General features: G+C 68.1%; 21 protein-coding genes. 11 read left to right on the forward strand and 10 right to left on the reverse strand.

What is annotated here, in order from left to right:
• Nucleotides 1–158 precede the first annotated feature (158 nt).
• The gene (locus ABSH63_RS08930; protein ID WP_352889119.1) at nucleotides 159–839 is read right to left on the reverse strand and encodes a Fe2+-dependent dioxygenase; all 681 of its coding nucleotides are present in this window, start codon (nucleotides 837–839) and stop codon (nucleotides 159–161) included.
• 11 nt (nucleotides 840–850) lie between these two features.
• Nucleotides 851–3226, reverse strand: a complete 2376-nt coding sequence (locus tag ABSH63_RS08935; RefSeq protein ID WP_352889121.1) for a TonB-dependent receptor — start codon at nucleotides 3224–3226, stop codon at nucleotides 851–853.
• 244 nt (nucleotides 3227–3470) lie between these two features.
• Here ABSH63_RS08935 and flgG point away from each other — a divergent pair, with 244 nt between their 5' ends.
• From flgG to flgL, 6 genes are read left to right on the forward strand one after another with little or no spacing between them, the layout of a single operon-like run.
• On the forward strand, nucleotides 3471–4256 hold the full coding sequence (flgG, locus tag ABSH63_RS08940) for a flagellar basal-body rod protein FlgG (protein WP_352889123.1): 786 nt from the start codon (nucleotides 3471–3473) through the stop codon (nucleotides 4254–4256).
• Between the two features lie 8 nt (nucleotides 4257–4264).
• Nucleotides 4265–4924 carry a flagellar basal body L-ring protein FlgH gene (flgH, locus tag ABSH63_RS08945; RefSeq protein WP_434223261.1) on the forward strand — a complete coding sequence of 220 codons (660 nt, stop codon included), beginning with the start codon at nucleotides 4265–4267 and terminating at the stop codon, nucleotides 4922–4924.
• A gap of 8 nt (nucleotides 4925–4932) precedes the next feature.
• Nucleotides 4933–6030 carry a flagellar basal body P-ring protein FlgI gene (locus ABSH63_RS08950; RefSeq protein WP_352889125.1) on the forward strand — a complete coding sequence of 366 codons (1098 nt, stop codon included), beginning with the start codon at nucleotides 4933–4935 and terminating at the stop codon, nucleotides 6028–6030.
• On the forward strand, nucleotides 6030–6971 hold the full coding sequence (gene flgJ, locus ABSH63_RS08955) for a flagellar assembly peptidoglycan hydrolase FlgJ (protein ID WP_352889126.1): 942 nt from the start codon (nucleotides 6030–6032) through the stop codon (nucleotides 6969–6971). Before ABSH63_RS08950 ends, flgJ begins: the two co-directional genes overlap by 1 nt.
• 4 nt (nucleotides 6972–6975) lie before the next feature.
• A complete protein-coding gene (gene flgK / locus ABSH63_RS08960; RefSeq protein ID WP_352889127.1) occupies nucleotides 6976–8610 on the forward strand; it encodes a flagellar hook-associated protein FlgK in 1635 nt (544 codons plus the stop codon).
• An 11-nt stretch (nucleotides 8611–8621) separates the two neighbouring features.
• Entirely contained in the window at nucleotides 8622–9815 is a 1194-nt protein-coding gene (gene flgL / locus ABSH63_RS08965) for a flagellar hook-associated protein FlgL (protein WP_352889129.1), read from the forward strand.
• A 5-nt stretch (nucleotides 9816–9820) separates the two neighbouring features.
• Here the strand turns inward: flgL and ABSH63_RS08970 are convergent, their stop codons facing one another.
• Nucleotides 9821–10465 (reverse strand): arylesterase, encoded by a 645-nt coding sequence (locus ABSH63_RS08970; RefSeq protein ID WP_352889130.1) that lies wholly within the window; start codon nucleotides 10463–10465, stop codon nucleotides 9821–9823.
• On the opposite strand from ABSH63_RS08970, the gene ABSH63_RS08975 reads away from it, so the two are divergent.
• Entirely contained in the window at nucleotides 10464–10985 is a 522-nt protein-coding gene (locus ABSH63_RS08975) for a gamma carbonic anhydrase family protein (protein WP_352889132.1), read from the forward strand. The two genes, ABSH63_RS08970 and ABSH63_RS08975, sit on opposite strands and share 2 nt — an antisense overlap.
• Here the strand turns inward: ABSH63_RS08975 and ABSH63_RS08980 are convergent.
• The 6 genes from ABSH63_RS08980 to ABSH63_RS09005 form a co-directional block, all read right to left on the reverse strand.
• Nucleotides 10969–11475, reverse strand: coding sequence for a SixA phosphatase family protein (locus tag ABSH63_RS08980; RefSeq protein ID WP_352889133.1), 507 nt, complete (start codon nucleotides 11473–11475; stop codon nucleotides 10969–10971). The two genes, ABSH63_RS08975 and ABSH63_RS08980, sit on opposite strands and share 17 nt — an antisense overlap.
• Nucleotides 11476–11536: 61 nt before the next feature.
• Nucleotides 11537–12226 carry a class I SAM-dependent methyltransferase gene (locus tag ABSH63_RS08985; protein WP_352889134.1) on the reverse strand — a complete coding sequence of 230 codons (690 nt, stop codon included), beginning with the start codon at nucleotides 12224–12226 and terminating at the stop codon, nucleotides 11537–11539.
• 3 nt (nucleotides 12227–12229) lie between these two features.
• Complete coding sequence (locus ABSH63_RS08990; RefSeq protein ID WP_352889135.1) at nucleotides 12230–12544, reverse strand: SCP2 sterol-binding domain-containing protein; 315 nt, start codon at nucleotides 12542–12544, stop codon at nucleotides 12230–12232.
• A gap of 89 nt (nucleotides 12545–12633) precedes the next feature.
• Nucleotides 12634–12912: a hypothetical protein gene (locus tag ABSH63_RS08995; protein ID WP_352889136.1), complete on the reverse strand. Its 279-nt coding sequence runs from the start codon at nucleotides 12910–12912 to the stop codon at nucleotides 12634–12636.
• Nucleotides 12909–13367: a PaaI family thioesterase gene (locus tag ABSH63_RS09000; protein ID WP_352889137.1), complete on the reverse strand. Its 459-nt coding sequence runs from the start codon at nucleotides 13365–13367 to the stop codon at nucleotides 12909–12911. Before ABSH63_RS09000 ends, ABSH63_RS08995 begins: the two co-directional genes overlap by 4 nt.
• Nucleotides 13364–13813 (reverse strand): PaaI family thioesterase, encoded by a 450-nt coding sequence (locus tag ABSH63_RS09005; protein WP_352889139.1) that lies wholly within the window; start codon nucleotides 13811–13813, stop codon nucleotides 13364–13366. Before ABSH63_RS09005 ends, ABSH63_RS09000 begins: the two co-directional genes overlap by 4 nt.
• Before the next feature lie 68 nt (nucleotides 13814–13881).
• Between ABSH63_RS09005 and ABSH63_RS09010 the strand changes: the two genes are divergently transcribed.
• The 4 genes from ABSH63_RS09010 to ABSH63_RS09025 all read left to right on the forward strand — a co-directional run bounded on the left by ABSH63_RS09010 (nucleotide 13882) and on the right by ABSH63_RS09025 (nucleotide 16292).
• On the forward strand, nucleotides 13882–14535 hold the full coding sequence (locus ABSH63_RS09010; protein WP_352889140.1) for a CoA pyrophosphatase: 654 nt from the start codon (nucleotides 13882–13884) through the stop codon (nucleotides 14533–14535).
• Nucleotides 14532–14912: a MazG nucleotide pyrophosphohydrolase domain-containing protein gene (locus tag ABSH63_RS09015; RefSeq protein ID WP_352889142.1), complete on the forward strand. Its 381-nt coding sequence runs from the start codon at nucleotides 14532–14534 to the stop codon at nucleotides 14910–14912. The genes ABSH63_RS09010 and ABSH63_RS09015 overlap by 4 nt, the downstream gene beginning before the upstream one ends.
• 79 nt (nucleotides 14913–14991) lie before the next feature.
• Nucleotides 14992–15801 (forward strand): 4-hydroxy-tetrahydrodipicolinate reductase, encoded by an 810-nt coding sequence (dapB, locus tag ABSH63_RS09020; protein WP_352889143.1) that lies wholly within the window; start codon nucleotides 14992–14994, stop codon nucleotides 15799–15801.
• On the forward strand, nucleotides 15798–16292 hold the full coding sequence (locus tag ABSH63_RS09025; protein ID WP_352889145.1) for a GNAT family N-acetyltransferase: 495 nt from the start codon (nucleotides 15798–15800) through the stop codon (nucleotides 16290–16292). The genes dapB and ABSH63_RS09025 overlap by 4 nt, the downstream gene beginning before the upstream one ends.
• On the opposite strand, the gene ABSH63_RS09030 is transcribed toward ABSH63_RS09025, so the two are convergent.
• Nucleotides 16289–16549: a hypothetical protein gene (locus ABSH63_RS09030; RefSeq protein ID WP_352889146.1), complete on the reverse strand. Its 261-nt coding sequence runs from the start codon at nucleotides 16547–16549 to the stop codon at nucleotides 16289–16291. The genes ABSH63_RS09025 and ABSH63_RS09030 overlap by 4 nt on opposite strands.
• Between the last annotated feature and the right edge of the window lie 49 nt (nucleotides 16550–16598).

Raw genomic sequence — 16598 nt, forward strand, 5'->3', positions numbered from 1 at the left:
TGGGGGTCTGCTGCGCAGTCCATCAACCCGGCCCGACGATGATCTTGGTGCCGTCGATGCCGATCCGGCCCCGCTTCCCCAGACCGGCTTCTCGCGCCAGTTGCACGATCTGCACGAACAACGCCGAGAACTCCCCCAGGTGCCGAAAGCCGCGGGGATCAGCAGTCCGACCAGCAACGGATCAGGTTGTTGTACAGCGCGGTCAGGCGTACCAAGTCCGGCTGTGCATCGCCCAGTTGGGCGCGCAAACGACGCAGCGCGCAGTCCATCTCATAGAGCAGACGTCGCTGCTCGGAGCTTTTGACGACGCTCTGCATGAAGAAATAGCAGGCCAGGCGTTCGCCACGCGTGACTGCTCGGACCTGATGGAGCGATCCAGAGGGATAGATCACCAAGCTGCCGGCGGCGAGCTTGATCAGATGCCGGCCAAAGAGGTCCTCGATTTCCAGCTCGCCGCCGTCGTAGTCCGCCGGGTCGGACAGGAAGAGCGTGGCGGAGATGTCGGTGCGCAACCAGCTGCCGTCGGGCAGGCTGCGCAGCGTCGCATCGGCGTGAACGCCATAAGCGTTGTGTGCGCCGCTATAGCGATTAAAGTTCGGCGGTAGGATCTTGTTCGGCAGGGCCGCCGATAGCAGCTCCGGGCTGCGATTGAGGGCGCGCATCACGATGAGGCGGAGCTCCCGGAGCTGTGGCGCAGACTCCGGGAGCTGCTGGTTGTTCTTGACGAGGACGGCCTGTGCTCCGGCGGAAATGCCGATGGCCCAGTCAGCCGCAGCGAGCTGGCGGCGAATCGCCGCCAGCTCGTCGGTCCGGAGAATGCCCTCGAACGTGACGACCAAGGGTGTCTTGCTCAGAAGTCGTGCCGCAGGCTGACGATGGCCTGACGTCCGCGACCGGGGATACCCTGTCCACCGCCTTCGGCCAGCTGCGAGATGTAGCGTTCGTCGAAGGCATTGAGCATGTTGATGCGCACCTGGGTCTGGCCGGTGAATTTGTAGCTGGCGTATAGATCGGCCACTGTGTAGTCGTCGACGGTCACGGTGACATTGCCGGCATTGGGCAGGGGATCGACGCCGCTGGTGACGTCGTCGACGTACTGGACACCGCCGCCGAGGACGAGTTTTGGCGTGACATCGTAGGTCGAGAACAGATTGAACGAGTGGCGCGGCGTGCCGCCGAGTTTCTGGGTGAGCACGAAGTCGCGGTCCAGCGCTTCGGACGTCGGCGGCGCGTCGGTGATCTCCGAGTGCAGATAGGTGTACCCAGCATACAGCCGCCAGTTCGCGGTCGGGGTTCCGGCGGCCAGCACCTCCACGCCCTGGATGTGGTACTCGACGTTGGGTGTGGTGATGTTGGCCGGATCCTGTGCCGGAAAGCGGCCTTTGGAGGTTTCGGTGCGGAACACGGCCGCTCCCAGGTCCAGGCCGGCGCCGAGGGTCTGCTTGATCCCCAGTTCATAGGCCTTGACTTGTTCGGGCGGCGTATCGAAGCCGACGCCGACGATGGCCTCCGTCGCGCCGCCGCCGGCGAGTTGGACGCTGTTGCGGTCGAAGTTGGCCGACATCACATAGGCGTTGCCGAAGGCAGCGTAGACTGAGGTTTCCGGCAGGGGCTTGTACACCAGACCGAGGTTGTAGCCGACTTCGTCGTCCTTGCGCTCGTGTGTCGTGTTGTTGCTCGACGGGCCGTTGACGTCGTTGAACCCTCGCCTTGTCGCGGTGGCCTCGACCTGGTCCCAGCGCAGGCCCAGGTGCAGATCCCACTGCGCGTTTAGCGCCAGGGTGTCGAGCACGTAGACGCCGATCTCGTCGGTTTCGAGCCGGTAAGTGGTCCCGTCATAAACCGGAAGGCCGAACAGCGTGCCGTCGATGACCTGGTGAGGGGGTAGCACGCGCGTGCCCGGGTCGTACAGGCGAGTCCAGGGACCGCGGGTGTCGCGGCGGCGGTCGTTCTCATAGCTGTAGCGCGCGATCTCGACGCCGGTCACCAGGGCGTGTGTGATGCGGCCGGTGTTGAAGTTGAACAGCAGATCGGTCTGGTTGTTGACCCCTTGGTCGACTTGGTCGCGCGGCTTGGTCTCGCCGCGAACGCAGGGATCTTCGACCGAACACGACAGGTTGTCCGGGTTCAGGCCGCCAGGGTCAGCCGCGATCGAGATGCGCGGCGACGATATCCAGCCATCGTTGTGCACGCGCGACAGCCGCAACTGATTCTTGAACACCGTCCCAGCGGCGAATGCGTGCTGGACGGTGAGTCCGAGTTGGCTGACGTCGACGATCTTTTCGTCGTTGGTATGGCCGTAGAAATTGTCGAAGTCGAGGCCGGGGGGGATGCGTCCGCCCTGACCGAGCAGGTTGCCGCGGTCGGCCGGTAGGCCGGCGTCGGGCAGATCGTCCTGACGCAGGAGCAGCACGTCGGCGCTCAGGTGCGTGGGCCCGTTGAAGCCCCAAGTATAGGCGGCGTAGAGGCCATAGCGCGATTCTTCGGCGACATCGCGTCCCGGAATCTCGGCGTCGTGTGCCAGTAGGTTGACCCGCAGCGCGCTGTCGTCGCCGAGGGTCCGGTTGGTATCCAGGGTCCCGCGATAGAGCCCGTCGGTACCGAGGCTGGCCTCGAAGCGGCTACTGTCGTTTTGCCGGGGCTTCTTGGTCACGAAGTTGATCGTGCCGCCGGCGGAGCCGCGCCCGGCGTACGCCGAATTAGGGCCTTTGACAATCTCGATCTGCTCGATGTAGAACGGATCGCGGAAGTAGTTGCCGAGGTCCCGTGTCTCGTTGACGTTGATGTCATCGCGAGCGTTGAAACCGCGGATCTTGAGCTGGTCGCCACCCGGGGGATTGCCTTCGCCGGCCTGCAGGCTGATGCCGGGGATGTTTTTCATCGCATCGCGCAGCGACAGCGTGCTCTGCTCCTCCAGCAGGTCCGAGGGCAGCACCGTGATCAGGCGTGGCGTCTGCTGCAGGTCACGGGTGTACTTCAGGCTGTCCACCTGTTCACCGCGAAAATCCACCACGGCGATTGGCGGCAGCACGATCGGCTCGTCGTCCTGACTCTCGGCAGGCTGGCCGGACAGGGTGTCCGCCGATGCTGCGCGGTCCGGGGCCGGCGCCTGGGCGGCCAGGCCGACGCTCGCCAACCCGTAGGAGCCGGCGCACAGCAGCACACGGGCGATCGGGGTTAGGCCGCAGCGGGGCGCCGCGACGCGGCCAGGACGAAACGTGTTCATTGCTCAGACTCCCTGTTCGATTGGATCAGTCAACGGCGTGCCGCGGTGGCGGTCCGCGGTGGCGGTGCACGGGCACGGCGGCGGATCTTAGATGAGGATAATTCTCATTGCAATGTGTAAAGGCAATCCATTAATGCCCATAGCCCATGATCGAGTCGCCGGCGACACGTCGCGGCTCGCCTGCCCCTGGCCCGGAACTTGTAGGCCCCTTGCCAAAGGCGGATTTCCGTCGCCGGAGGCAGTCATGAACCAGTCCCTGTGGGTGGCCAAGACCGGGCTCGATGCGCAGCAGACACGCATGAGCCTGATCGCGAATAACCTCGCCAACGTCAACACCACCGGCTTCAAGCGCGGCCGTGCGTCGTTCCAGGATCTGATCTATCAGACCGTGCGCCAGCCGGGCGCGCAGACCTCGCAGCAGACGCAGGCGCCGTCGGGGTTGATGGTCGGCACCGGCACCCAGGTGGTGTCGACGGAGAAGCTGTTCGCGCAGGGCAATCTGCTGCAGACCAACAATCCCCTCGACCTGGCGATCAATGGCCGCGGTTTTTTCGAGGTGCGCCTGCCCGATGGCTCGGCCGCGTATACGCGCGACGGTTCGTTCCAGGTCGACGGCCAGGGCCAGATGGTGACGGCGAGCGGCTATCCGCTGCAGCCGGGCATCACCATTCCGCCGAATGCGCAGAGCGTGACCATCGGCAGCGACGGCACGGTCAGCGTGCAGCTCGCCGGCGAGGCGGCGCCGCAGCAGGTCGGCAGCATCACCGTCGCCGATTTCATCAATCCCGCGGGCCTGCAGCCCAGGGGCGAGAACCTGTTCGCCGAGACCGCCGCGAGCGGCGCGCCGCAGACCGGTGCGCCGGGTCAGTCGGGCCTCGGCCTGTTGATCCAGGGCTCGCTGGAGTCCTCGAACGTCAACGTCGTCGAGGAACTGGTCAACATGATCGAGACGCAGCGCGCCTATGAGATGAACTCCAAGGCGATCTCGACCACCGACCAGATGCTGGCCTACGTGTCGAACAATCTGTGAGCCGGATCGTGCGTACCGCCATCGGCATCGCCGCGCTCGCCGTGAGTGCCTGCGCGACTTCTCCCGGACCCGACCCCTACCGTCTGCCGCCCGAAGCGGTGGCGACGCCGGCGCCGGTGTCCAACGGCAGCATTTATGCGAGCGCGCAGAGCATCGCGCTGTTCGAGGATCGCAAGGCGCGCCAGGTCGGCGACGTGCTCACGGTGCTGCTGGTCGAGAGGACCGACGCCAAGAAATCGGCGGCCACGAACACGAAGAAGGATGCCAGCTTCGCCATGCCCGGGCCGACGTTGTTCGGCCGTCCGGTGACGGCCGGCGGCACCGAGGTGCTCGACTTCGACATCCGCGGTGAGCGTGGCTTCACCGGCGCTGGCGGCAGCACCCAGTCCAATGCCCTGACCGGCTCGGTCAGCGTGCTCATCGCGCAGGTGCTGCCCAACGGCAACTTCGTCGTGCGCGGCGAAAAACAGATCGCGATCAACCGCGGCTCGGAAACGGTATCGATCGAGGGCATCGTGCGTGAAGCCGACATCGCCGCCGACAACACCGTGCGTTCCGACCGCGTCGCCAATGCGCGCATCCACTACGGCGGTCGCGGCGAGCTGGCCGATGCCAATGCGCAAGGCTGGCTGTCGCGCTTCTTCAACTCGCCGTGGTTTCCGTTCTGAGGTCCGCCATGCGCAATCTGCTCATCGCAATGCTCGCCATGCTCACCCTGCCGGCACAGGCCGAGCGCATCAAGGATCTCGCCAGCATCGAGGGGGTCCGCGGCAATCCGCTGGTGGGCTATGGCCTCGTCGTCGGTCTCGACGGCACCGGCGATCAGACCACGCAGGCGCCGTTCACGACGCAGAGCCTCAAGGCCATGCTCAGCCAGCTCGGCGTCGTCGTGCCGCCGAACCTCAATCCGCAGCTCAAGAACGTCGCCGCCGTCGCGGTGCACGCCGAACTGCCGGCTTTCGCCAAGCCGGGACAGCGTATCGACGTCACCGTCTCGTCGATCGGCAATGCCGGCTCGCTGCGCGGCGGCGCGCTGCTGATGACGCCGCTCAAGGGTGCCGACGGACAGGTCTACGCGATTGCCCAGGGCAATGTCGTCGTCGGTGGCCTCGGCGTCTCCGGCCGCGACGGCTCGCGTATTTCGATCAACGTGCCCAGCTCGGGGCGCATTCCCAACGGTGCGCTGGTCGAGCGCACGGTGCCCAACAGCTTCGCCAGCAGCGGCGAGCTGCGGCTCAACCTGCACACGCCGGATTTCACCACGGCCGCGCGCGTCGCGCAGGCGGTCAATGCGCGACTCGGCGGCGATTTCGCCGAGGCGCTGGACGCGGTCACGGTGGCCGTCGTCGCGCCGGCCGACGCGCGTGAGCGTGTCGCCTTTCTCGCCGCGCTCGAAACCATCGAAGTCGCGCCCGGCGAAGCCGCGGCGAAGGTCGTGATCAACTCGCGCACCGGAACCGTCGTGATCGGCAGCCATGTGCGCGTGCTGCCGGCAGCCGTCGCGCACGGCTCGCTGGCGGTGACGATCTCGGAGAATCCGGCGGTGAGCCAGCCGGGAGCCTTCTCGGACGGGCAGACCGTGGTCGTGCCCGATACTTCGATCGAGGTCACGCAGCAGGGCGAGGGCCGCATGTTCCTGTTCCAGGCCGGCGTGTCGCTCGACGACATCGTGCGCGCGGTCAACCAGGTCGGCGCCGCGCCGGGCGACCTCGTCGCGATTCTCGAGGCCTTGCGTCAGGCCGGTGCGCTGCGCGCCGAGCTGGTCGTGATCTGATGCGGTCTGCGGCCGTCACCGATTTTTCGCAGTACGCGCAGTTGCGCGCGCAGGCGCGCAGCGACGATCCGGCGGCCTTGCGGGCGACGGCCAAGCAGTTCGAGGCCCTGCTGCTGCAGCAGATGCTCAAGAGCATGCGCGCGGCGAGCCTCGGCGACGACGTCCTCGGCGGCGAGCAGACGCAGTTCTACCAGGAGATGTTCGATCAGCAGATCGCGCAGCACCTCGCCGCTGGACGCGGCCTGGGTATCGCCGATCTGATGATCCGGCAGATGCAGAACGGCGACGTGAGTCGTCAGACGTCAGACGTCAGACGTGATCCGGTGTCGACGCTCGCGCCGCTTCCCCGTGCATCTGAGTCCTCGGTTAGCCCATCGTCGCAAGCGCTCGCCAACGCCGCGAGCGTCGACGCCGCACCGCTGGCGTCTCACGGCTCACGTCTCACGCCCCACGAGTTCGTTCGCAGCATCCTGCCGTATGCCGAGAAGGCCGCGGCCGAACTCGGCATTCCTGCGCGCGTGCTCGTCGCCCAGGCTGCGCTCGAAACCGGCTGGGGTCAGCAGATGATGCGCCGCGCCGACGGCCGTCCGGCGTTCAACTACTTCGGCATCAAGGCCGATACACGCTGGCAGGGCGAGAAGGTGCAGACCATGACCCGTGAATTCGAGAACGGCGAGATGCGCCGGCGAAGTGCCGAATTCCGTGCCTACGACTCGCGGGCGGCAGCCTTCGACGACTACGTGCGCTTCCTCAAGTCCAATCCGCGCTATGCCCAAGCCCTGCGCCACGGCGGCGACGCCGCGCGCTTCACATCGGGGCTGCAAAAAGCCGGCTATGCCACCGATCCGGCGTATGCCCGCAAAATCCAGCACATCGCCGACGGGCAGACGATGAAGGCCGCGCTCCAGGCCGCGCGCCCGGTGCGTTTGATCCAGACCTAGCGCCATGGCCGACCTTCTTTCCATCGGCATGTCTGGCCTGCTCGCCTACCGGCGCGCGCTGGATACCGCCGGCCACAACATCGCCAACGCCAACACGGCGGGCTACAGCCGCCAGCGCGTCGAATTGGCGGCGCGGCCCGGTGCCGGCTCGGGTTCCGGCTACGTCGGCACCGGCGTGGATGTGGCCACCGTGCGTCGTCTCGGCGACGATCTGATCAGCGCACGCCTGCAGACCGACGCCTCTGCCTACGCACGCCTGCAGACCTACCACGGCTTCGCGTCGCGCGTGGACAGCCTGCTGTCCGACGCGGATGCCGGCTTGTCGCGTCCCTTGCAGGGATTCTTCGATGCCGCCAACGCGCTGTCGCAGACCCCGTCGTCGACGGCGGCGCGGCAGAACCTCATCGGCGCCGCCGACACGCTGGCCGCGCGCATGCGCGAGACCCAGGCGCAGCTCGACGGCATGGCAGGCGAGATCCACACGCGCATGCGCGCGACCGTCGACGAGGTCAACGAGCTGTCCGGCGCGCTCGCCGACCTGAACCGCGAGATCGTGCAGGCTTACGGCAGCTTCGGCGGGCAGCCGCCGAACGATTTGCTCGACCGCCGCGATCAGTTGCTGCAGGAGCTGTCGGCGCGCGTCGGCATCAGTACCTCGGCGCAGGCCGACGGCAGCGTGAACGTCTACGTCGGTGGCGGCCAGGCGCTGGTACTCGGTCCCCGCTCGACCGCTCTGGGCGTCGCTGCCGATGTCTACGACAGTGGCCGGCTCGACATCGTCCATGCCGGCGGTGCGCGCATCACCGCACAGCTCGGCGGCGGTGTTCTCGGCGGCCTGCTCGACGCGCGCCGCGAGCTGCTCGATCCGGCACGCGCGCGGCTCGGCCGCATCGCCGCGGGCCTCACCGAGGCGGTCAACACGCAGCACGCACAAGGCTTCGACGCCAACGGCATCGCCGGTGGCGATTTCTTCGCGCCGCTGCGCGGCGCCGCCTTTGCCGCGACGGCGAATACCGGAACGGCGCAAATCGAAGTCAGCTTCGGCGATCCGGGCGCGCTCGGCGAGGGCGACTACGAACTGCGCTTCGACGGCAGCGCATGGTCGCTGAGCGATCTGCGCAGCGGCCAGTCGGTGGCGCTCACCGGCTCCGGCGCGCCGGGCGATCCGCTGGTCGGCGCCGGGCTCGAACTGCAGATCGGCGGCAGCGCCAGTGCCGGCGATCGTTTCCTGATCCGTCCGACGGTGTCGGCTGCAGCCGGCATGGCCGTTGCACTGGACGATCCCGCGCGACTGGCCGCCGCGGCGACGACGGCCAGCGGCGACAACGGCAATGCGCGCGCGCTCGCGGATCTGGCGAGCGGCGGCGTCTTCAACGGCGGCACGCAATCGGTGCTGGCCGCGCATGCGGCGCTGGTGTCCAGTGCGGGTGCACGCGCGCAACAGGCCGCAATGCAGCTCGACGCGCAAGCGGCCATCGGCCAGCAGACGCGGGCGCAGCGCGAGTCCGTCTCCGGCGTGAATCTCGATGAGGAGGCCGCTGACCTGATCCGCTACCAGCAGGCCTACCAGGCTGCGGCGCGCGTCGTGCAGGTGGCCGATACCCTGTTCCAGACGCTGCTGCAGGCGGCGGCACGCTGACGGAGAGCAGCATGCGCGTATCGACCTTGCTGCTGCACCAGCGCAGTCTCGATCTGATGCAGATGCAGCAGCAGAACCTGCTGCGCACACAAACACAGTTGGCCACGCAGCAGAAGCTGCTGACGGCGGCCGACGACCCGGGCGACTGGGCTGCCGCAATGGGCATGGACCAGTTGCTCGCGCAGGCCCGGCGCTATCAGTCCAACGCCGAGGCCGCGCAGCACCGGCTGTCGCTCGAAGAGAGTGCCCTTGCCGAAGCGCAGGACGTGCTCGCGCATGCGCGCGAACTGGCGATCCAGGCCAACAGCAGCACGCAGTCGCCACAGACCCGCGCGGTCATCGCGCAGGAACTCCAAGGCCTGCGCGCGCAATTGCTGGCCATCGCCAACCGCGACGACGGGCAGGGGCGATATCTGTTCGCCGGCGCCCGCGATGCCGCCGAACCTTTTTCGTGGAACGGCAGTTCCGCGAGCTACGCCGGCGACGACGCGCCGCGGCTGTTGGCGATCGGCAATGCGCGCAGCATCGCCGTCGGCGATGCCGGCAGTGCCGTGTTCATGGGGCTTGCGACCGGCGACGGCCAAGTGCAGGTGAGCGCCGACGTGGCCAATACCGGTGCGACGCACCTGCAGCAGGCGCAGCTGCGCAATCCAGCCGCCTACGACGGCAACGCGTTCTCGCTGCGCTTCGTCGGCGGCAGCGTGGAGATCCGCGATGCGGCGGACACGCTCGTCGAGACCCGAAGCTACGAGCCCGGCAGCAGCCTGCAGGTCAATGGCGTGGAGCTGCGCTTCGCCGGCACGCCCGCGGACGGTGACCGTTACCACATCGAGCCGAGCACGCAGCAGGACATGTTCGCGCTGCTGGACAAGCTCGCGAACATCGTCGCCGGACCGCAGCAGACGACCGGCGAGCGCGCCGGCGCACAGACGGCGATGCAGCAGGCGCTGTCGGAACTGGAGGCGGCGCAAGCGCGCCTGTCGTCGATCCGCACCGGCGCCGGCCTGCGCCTCGGCGCGGCGCAGGATGCCGCGGCGATGCTGTCGGCGCAGACCGTCGAAGCCGAATCCGCACTGTCGAAGCTGCGCGACGTCGACGTCGCCGAGGCCGCGAGCCGGCTGCAGCGCGAGCTACTGGCGCTGCAGGCCGCGCAGGCCGCGCATGCACGGGTGCAGGGGCTGAGCCTGTTCGACTACCTGCGCTAGGCCGCTTAGACGGCGCCTGCTTTGCGCAGCAGCTCGGCGATCGCCTCGGCCATCTGCCGGTAGCCGCGTGCGTTCGGGTGGATCTGGTCGGCGCGCAGGGCGCGTTCGGACAGCGTCTCGGCAATGACGTCGCGTTCGATCGGGATGCCATGCTCACGTGCGAGTTCGGCATAGCGTCTTTCGGCCTGCAAACCGAACAGCGCCGGCTCCGGCACGCCGAGCAGCACCACGGCGATGCCGCGCCCGCGGATCTCCCGGATCATCGCATCGAGGTTGGCTTTCATCGCGTCGCGATCGCCCTTGCGCAGCATGTCGTTGCCGCCCAGGCACAGGATCACCAGATCGGGCCGTGTCTCGTCGAGCACGGCCGGCAGCCGTTCGCGCCCTTCGGCGCTGGTTTCGCCGGGCACGCCGGCATTGATTACCTCGCGACCGATCAGTTGCCGCAGTTGCGCCGGGTAGGCCTGCTCCGCATTCGCGCCGGTGCCAAAGGTGAGGCTGTCGCCGAAGGCCAGCACCACCGCATCGCTGGGCAGCGGCGGCAGCGCCGGCACGCGCTCGCCGCAGGCCGACAGCCACAACATCGCTTGCAACAGCAGCAAGGCGGTCGGCAGACTGCGCCGCACATTTCTACCGGGATGCTCTCGCATGCTCTATACCCTCGATGGTCGCGCGCCGCAGATCGCCGATGATGCCTGGGTCGCGCCCGATGCCAGCGTCATCGGCACGGTGACACTGGGCGCACGCGCGAGCGTGTGGTTCGGCTGCGTGCTGCGCGGCGACACCGATCTGATCACCATCGGCGACGATAGCAACATCCAGGACGGCTCGGTGCTGCACACCGATGCCGGCATCCGCCTGAACGTCGGGCGCGGCTGTACGATCGGACACAAGGTGATGCTGCACGGCTGCGAGATCGGTGACAACAGTCTGATCGGTATCGGCAGCATCGTGCTCAACCGCGCGCGCATCGGCGCCAACTGCATCGTCGGTGCCGGCGCGCTGGTGACCGAGAACAAGCAGTTCGGCGACGGCGTGCTGATCATGGGCGCGCCGGCCAAGGTCGTGCGCGAGCTGCAGCCGCCGGAGATTCAGATGCTGCGGCTCATGGCGCAGCACTACGTCGCCAACGCGGCGCGCTACCGCGAAAAGCTCAAACCTTGTCCCTGAACTGCTTGGGGAACGCGTAGAAGCGCTGCGTGCCGGCGCGCTCGTCGACGTCGCTCCAAGACTTCACGTCGAAGCCGATCTGCACTACGGCGCAGGTGGGCATGTCGTCGAAGCTGCAGCGCGCGAGCCGGTGCGCCAGATCGGTCAGGCCCGGATTGTGACCGAACAGCATCACGTGTCGATCGTCGTCGTCGAGCATCTGTACCAGGGTCAACAGCGTCTCGGCGCTGGCCTCGTAGTAGATGCGCGGGCGTTGGTCGAAACGGGCAGCGCTGACACCCAGGGTTTCGGCGAACACACGCGCGGTGGTCAGAGCGCGCACGGCCGGGCTGCTGAGGATGCGGTCGGGGCTGCCGAGCGCGCGCTTCACGTGCAGCGCCATGCGCGGCGCGTCGCGCTCGCCGCGTGCGTTGAGCGGGCGGTCGAAGTCGTCGAGCGCGGGATCGTCCCAGGAGGATTTGGCGTGGCGCACCAGCGTGAGCAGCAGCATGCAGCGGATTGTATCGCTGCGCGGTCACCTGGCCAGCGGCGTCGTCGCGACGTCGGCTGCTTCAGCGCGCAAGATAGACGTCGTAGCGCGCCTGGGTGCCGGCGAGCTGGAAATCCGGCGCCTGATCACCCAGATGCGGCGCATGCAACTGCCGCTTGACGACGGTGCGCAGCCGGCACGCCGCGCGCGCCGGCGCCAGCAGGGCGTCGGCGTCGGCATCGTCGCCGACGAGTTCACGCAGCAGTTGCATTTCGCGCTGCGGCAGCGCGTGTCGACCGTGGTCGGGATACATCGGATCGAGATGCACGACGTCCCAGCGCGCATCGCCGCCGAGCACGACGGCGGCGTCGGCTTCGATCACCTGCAATCGCTGCGCCGTTGCCGCATGCTGCGGATCGGCCAGCGCACGCGTATGCGCGTCGCGCAGCAGCGCGGCGAGCAGAGGCTGGCGCTCGACCAGATCGACGCGCGCGCCCAGCGCCGCGAGCGTCCAGGCGTCGCGGCCGAGGCCACCGGTGGCGTCGAGCACGTGCAGATCGGCGTGCTTGTGCAGGCCGATCGCCCGCGCCAATAACTGCTTCTTGCCGCCGGCGACGCGGCGCCGCTGCTCGCGCGAAGTCCAGTCGATGCGCAGCGGCGCATACTTCGGTCGATGTCGCGCTCGCAGTTGCAGCCCCTCATCGGTGGGTTCGAGCGCAAAAGCAAAACCCCGGGCCGCAAGGCCCGGGGTTTCGGGGTACTGCTTGGGCACCTCTTACAGCTTGCCGGCGTCGAAGAAGCTCGCCATGCGCTGTGCCAGCATCAGATCGCCGTCGATCTGCAGCTTACCGGTCATGAACGCGGTCATGCCGTTGAGCTCGCCCTTCATCAGCGCGACCAGATCCTCGTCTTCCATGGTGATGGTCACGTCGGCATTGCCGGACTGGCCGTCGCTGACGGTGCAGGTGCCGTCTTTGATCGTCGTGTACATCGGCGTCGAGCAGTTGAACTGGATCGTCGCGGTGGTGCCGGCGGCCGCGGCGGCGTTGAACGCGGCGGGCAGTTTCTTGAGCAGATCGGCTGCGGACATAAAAGCTCCAAAAGGTGAGAGTGGAGCGGCATCCTAACCAGCGGCGTGCGCCAACGGCAACCATCCGATCGGACGAGGGATAAGGCTGGTTACCCCTGCGCCGAGCCGTGGCGGCGCAAGGCCTCTAGGATTTGCGATGCAGCGGACTCGCCCAGCAGCACGACGTTGACGCTGCCGGCATAGATGCGGCCGGCTGCGCGCAGCGCGGCGATGGCAGCTCGATCCTCGACGTGATGCAGCACGCGATAGTCGATGCCAGCGCGCCACTGCGCCTCAAGTGCGCGAAAGCAGCGGAACGCCGCGCCCTTTGCCGAGCCGGAGGCGAGGTCGATTTCGCGCAGTGTGCGCCAGTCCCGGTAATCGTTCATTCCGCCGTTGCCAGCAGAAAGTGCGCGCGCGCGAGCGCGATCGGTCGCGCCGGATCGTCCTGCCAGCAACGGATCTGCGCATGGGCCACACGGCCGCCGACCCGCGTGATCTCGCAGGCGGCGTGGCAGTCGAGCGTGCGCGCCGAGCGCAGGTAGTCGATGGCAAAGTCGATGCTCTTGGGAATGCGCGTCTGGTCGAGCTGCAACAGCAGGTGCAGCAGCGCCGCGTTTTCCATGAACGCTGCAGTGACGCCGCCGTGGATCGCCGGCAGCGCCGGATTGCCGACGAGTTCGGCGCGAAACGGCAGCCGCATGCGCAGCCCTTCCGCGCTCTGCTCGACGCGCAGGCCCAGAAATCGGGCGTAGGGGACGAGCTCGACGAATCCGTCGAAGTCGCCGTGTTCGCGCGCGCGCCGCCGCGCCGCGGCGAGCCGTGGGCCGAGGGCGTCGTTCACAGGATAGCCGCCGCCGCGCGGCGGCCGGCGCGCACGAAAGCCGCGTGCGCCACCGCGACCGGGGACTCGCGGTGCTGCTGCCACGCCGTGGCCCGCACGAAGGCGATGCCGGGGGTGAGGCGATGGCATTCGGCGTGGCAGTGGATGTCCAGATCGCGCACCGCGGCGCGCAGATAGTCCATGCGCAGGTCCAGCGTCGCCACGCGCTCGATGTCGGCGATGCGTGCGAGCACCGCGGCGCCGCAGGCCGAGTCCACCAGCACGGTGACGATGCCGGGGTGGATCAGGCCGCGTTCGACGTCGCCCAGCCAGTCCTCGCGAAACGGCAGATGTGCCTCGACGCCATCGTCGCCGACGGCGGTGAGCCGCATTCCGCAGGCCGCGACGTGCGGCGTCACCTCGGCGAAGCGTCGTTGCAGCGTCGCGTGAAAGCCGGTCCTGTCCATGACGGTGAATCGTGAGGATGAGTCGCGATTGTACGGGGCGCGACGGGCCCATCCGTTACACTCGCCACATGAGCCCTGACGCAGTACTTGGCGAGATGACCGAACTGGAGCGGCGCTTGCGCGACGCCTTGGCGTCCACGCATCTCGATGCGCCGCGGCCGCTGATCGATCTGGAGCTGCCGCTCGGTCTGGCCCGGCTGATCAAACCGGCGTTGCTCGACAATCTGCGGCCTGCCGCCGTGCTCGCCCCGGTGCTGCGGCGCGGCGATCGGCTGTCGATGATGTTCACGGTGCGCTCGCAGTTGCTGCGGTCCCACAAGGGCCAGATCAGCTTTCCGGGCGGCGGTCGCGACGCGGAGGATCGCGACGCGGTGGACAATGCCCTGCGCGAAGCCCATGAGGAAGTCGGCCTCGATCCGCGGCGCGTCGAGGTGATCGGCTATCTCGACGACTATCCGACGATGACGCGCTACCTCGTCACGCCGGTGGTGGGCATCGTCGACACGACGCAACTCGAATGGCGCATCGATGCCGCCGAGGTCGCCGACATCTTCGAGGTTCCGCTCGAGGTGGTGCTCGACCCGGCGAGCTTCAAGCGCAGCACGCTCGTGCGTGACGGCATCAAGCTGCCGTTCTACGAGCTGCAGTGGCACGAGCACCGCATCTGGGGCGCGACGGCCGGTATGTTGTGGAATCTGGCGCAGAAGGTGGCGCGCTCGTGAGCACGTCCGGTGCCGATCCGCTGGCCGAGGCGCTGCGTCTGCAGCGCGACGCCGCCGCGCTCGGTTTCGACTGGCGTCATCTGGATGAGCTGTGGTCCAAGCTCGCCGAGGAGACGCGCGAGCTCAAAATGGCCGCCGGCCAGAACCGCGACGCCGTCGAGGACGAGCTCGGCGATCTGCTGTTCATGGCGGTCAACCTCGCCCGCCACCTGCAGGTCGATCCGGTCGCGGCGCTTGCGCGCAGCAATGCCAAGTTCGTGCGTCGCTTTGCGCACGTGATGGCGGCCGCGGCCGAACTGCCACCGCTCGGTGACCCGGCGCGGCTGGATGCGATGGAGGCACGCTGGCAGGACGCCAAGCGTCTCGAAGACAAGTGATGAACCGGCACCGCAACCGTGCGCGCGCCGCCCGGGGGGAAGGCTACTCTATAGAGCCGATTCGCGCCGAGTTTGCTCCATGAACAAGACCCGTATCGCCGTACTGGGCGCCACCGGCCGCATGGGCCGCGCGGTGATCCAGACCGTCTGTGAATCCACGTTGCCGGTGGTGCTCGGCGCCGCGTTCGAGCGCGGCGGCCACGCGGCGGTCGGCACCGACGCGGCGCAGAGCGCCGGGCTGGGCGCGTGCGGCGTGCGGATTCACGACGATGTCGCCGCGCGCACGGACGATTTCGATGTACTCGTCGACTTCACGCGGCCGCAGGGCACGCTGGCGGTGCTGCCGGTCTGCGCCGACGCGGGCAAGCCGATGATCGTCGGTACCACCGGTTTTAGCGACGGCGAGAAGGCCCGTATCGAGGCGGCGGCGCAGCGCATCCCGATCTGCATGGCCGCCAACTTCAGCGTCGGCGTCAACCTGTGCCTGAAGCTGCTCGAAGAGGCCGCGCGCGTACTCGCCGCCGACTGCGACATCGAGATCGTCGAGGCACACCACCGCTTCAAGGTCGATGCGCCCTCCGGCACGGCGCTGGCGATGGGCGAGGCGGTGGCGCGCGGTGCCGGCATCGATCTCGGCCGGCATGCGGTGCTGTCGCGCGAAGGCCAGACCGGCGCGCGCCCCAAGGGTGCGATCGGCTTCGCCACCGTGCGCGGCGGCGATGTCGTCGGCGACCACACGGTGATGTTCCTCGGTGATGGCGAGCGTGTCGAGATCACGCACAAGGCATCGAGCCGCCTGAATTTTGCGCGCGGAGCGCTGCGCGCCGCGCTGTGGGCGCAGGCGCGCGAACCGGGCCTGTACTCGATGCGCGACGTGCTCGGCCTGTGAGCGGGATCGAGATCCGCGCGGCCGCGCCCGGCGACGTCCCGGTCTTGCTCAGGCTGATTCGGGCGCTCGCCGACTACGAGAAGCTGCTCGATCAGGTGGTCGCCACCGAGGACGCGATCGCCGCGGCCTTGTTCGGGCAGCCCCGGTATGCCGAGGCGCTGCTCGCGCGCTGCGACGGCGAGGCCGTGGGCTTTGCGCTGTTCTTCCACAATTACTCGACCTTTCTCGGCCGGCCGGGCCTATATCTGGAAGATCTCTTCGTGGTGCCCGAGGCGCGCGGCCGCGGCATCGGCCGCGCCCTGTTCGCGCAGGTCGCGCGTATCGCCGTCGAGCGCGATTGCGGGCGTCTGGAATGGGCGGTGCTCGACTGGAACCAGCCGGCGATCGAGTTCTACCGCCGGCTGGGCGCGCAGGCGCTCGACCAGTGGACCCTGAACCGGCTCACTGGCGCGCCGCTGCGGGCACTCGCCGACGACAGTCGCTCTCGCTAAAGACCCGCGGGGCGCGGCACGATGCCGGGGGCTGCCTTGACCGTGGACTCGGCGGCGACGATGTAGGCGCCGTCGATCAGTTGCTGCAACCGGTCGTAGGTGTCGACGCCGCCATTGCGCTCGGCCAGTTCCTGCGCCGAGTGCCGGCCGTCGACCTGCACCAGCAAGGCGCGCAGCCGCGGCGGCAGACCGTACCGGCGCGTGCTCAGTTCCTCGCGTCCCTTGTCGCTCTTCAGATACACCGTCTGCGAATTCATGCGACCCTCCTCCAGGCCGGATTCGCGGTTGCGCGGCTTGGCCGCTGCG

This window comes from Sinimarinibacterium thermocellulolyticum (assembly GCF_040327995.1).
Taxonomy (GTDB): Bacteria; Pseudomonadota; Gammaproteobacteria; order Nevskiales; family Nevskiaceae; genus Solimonas; species Solimonas thermocellulolyticum.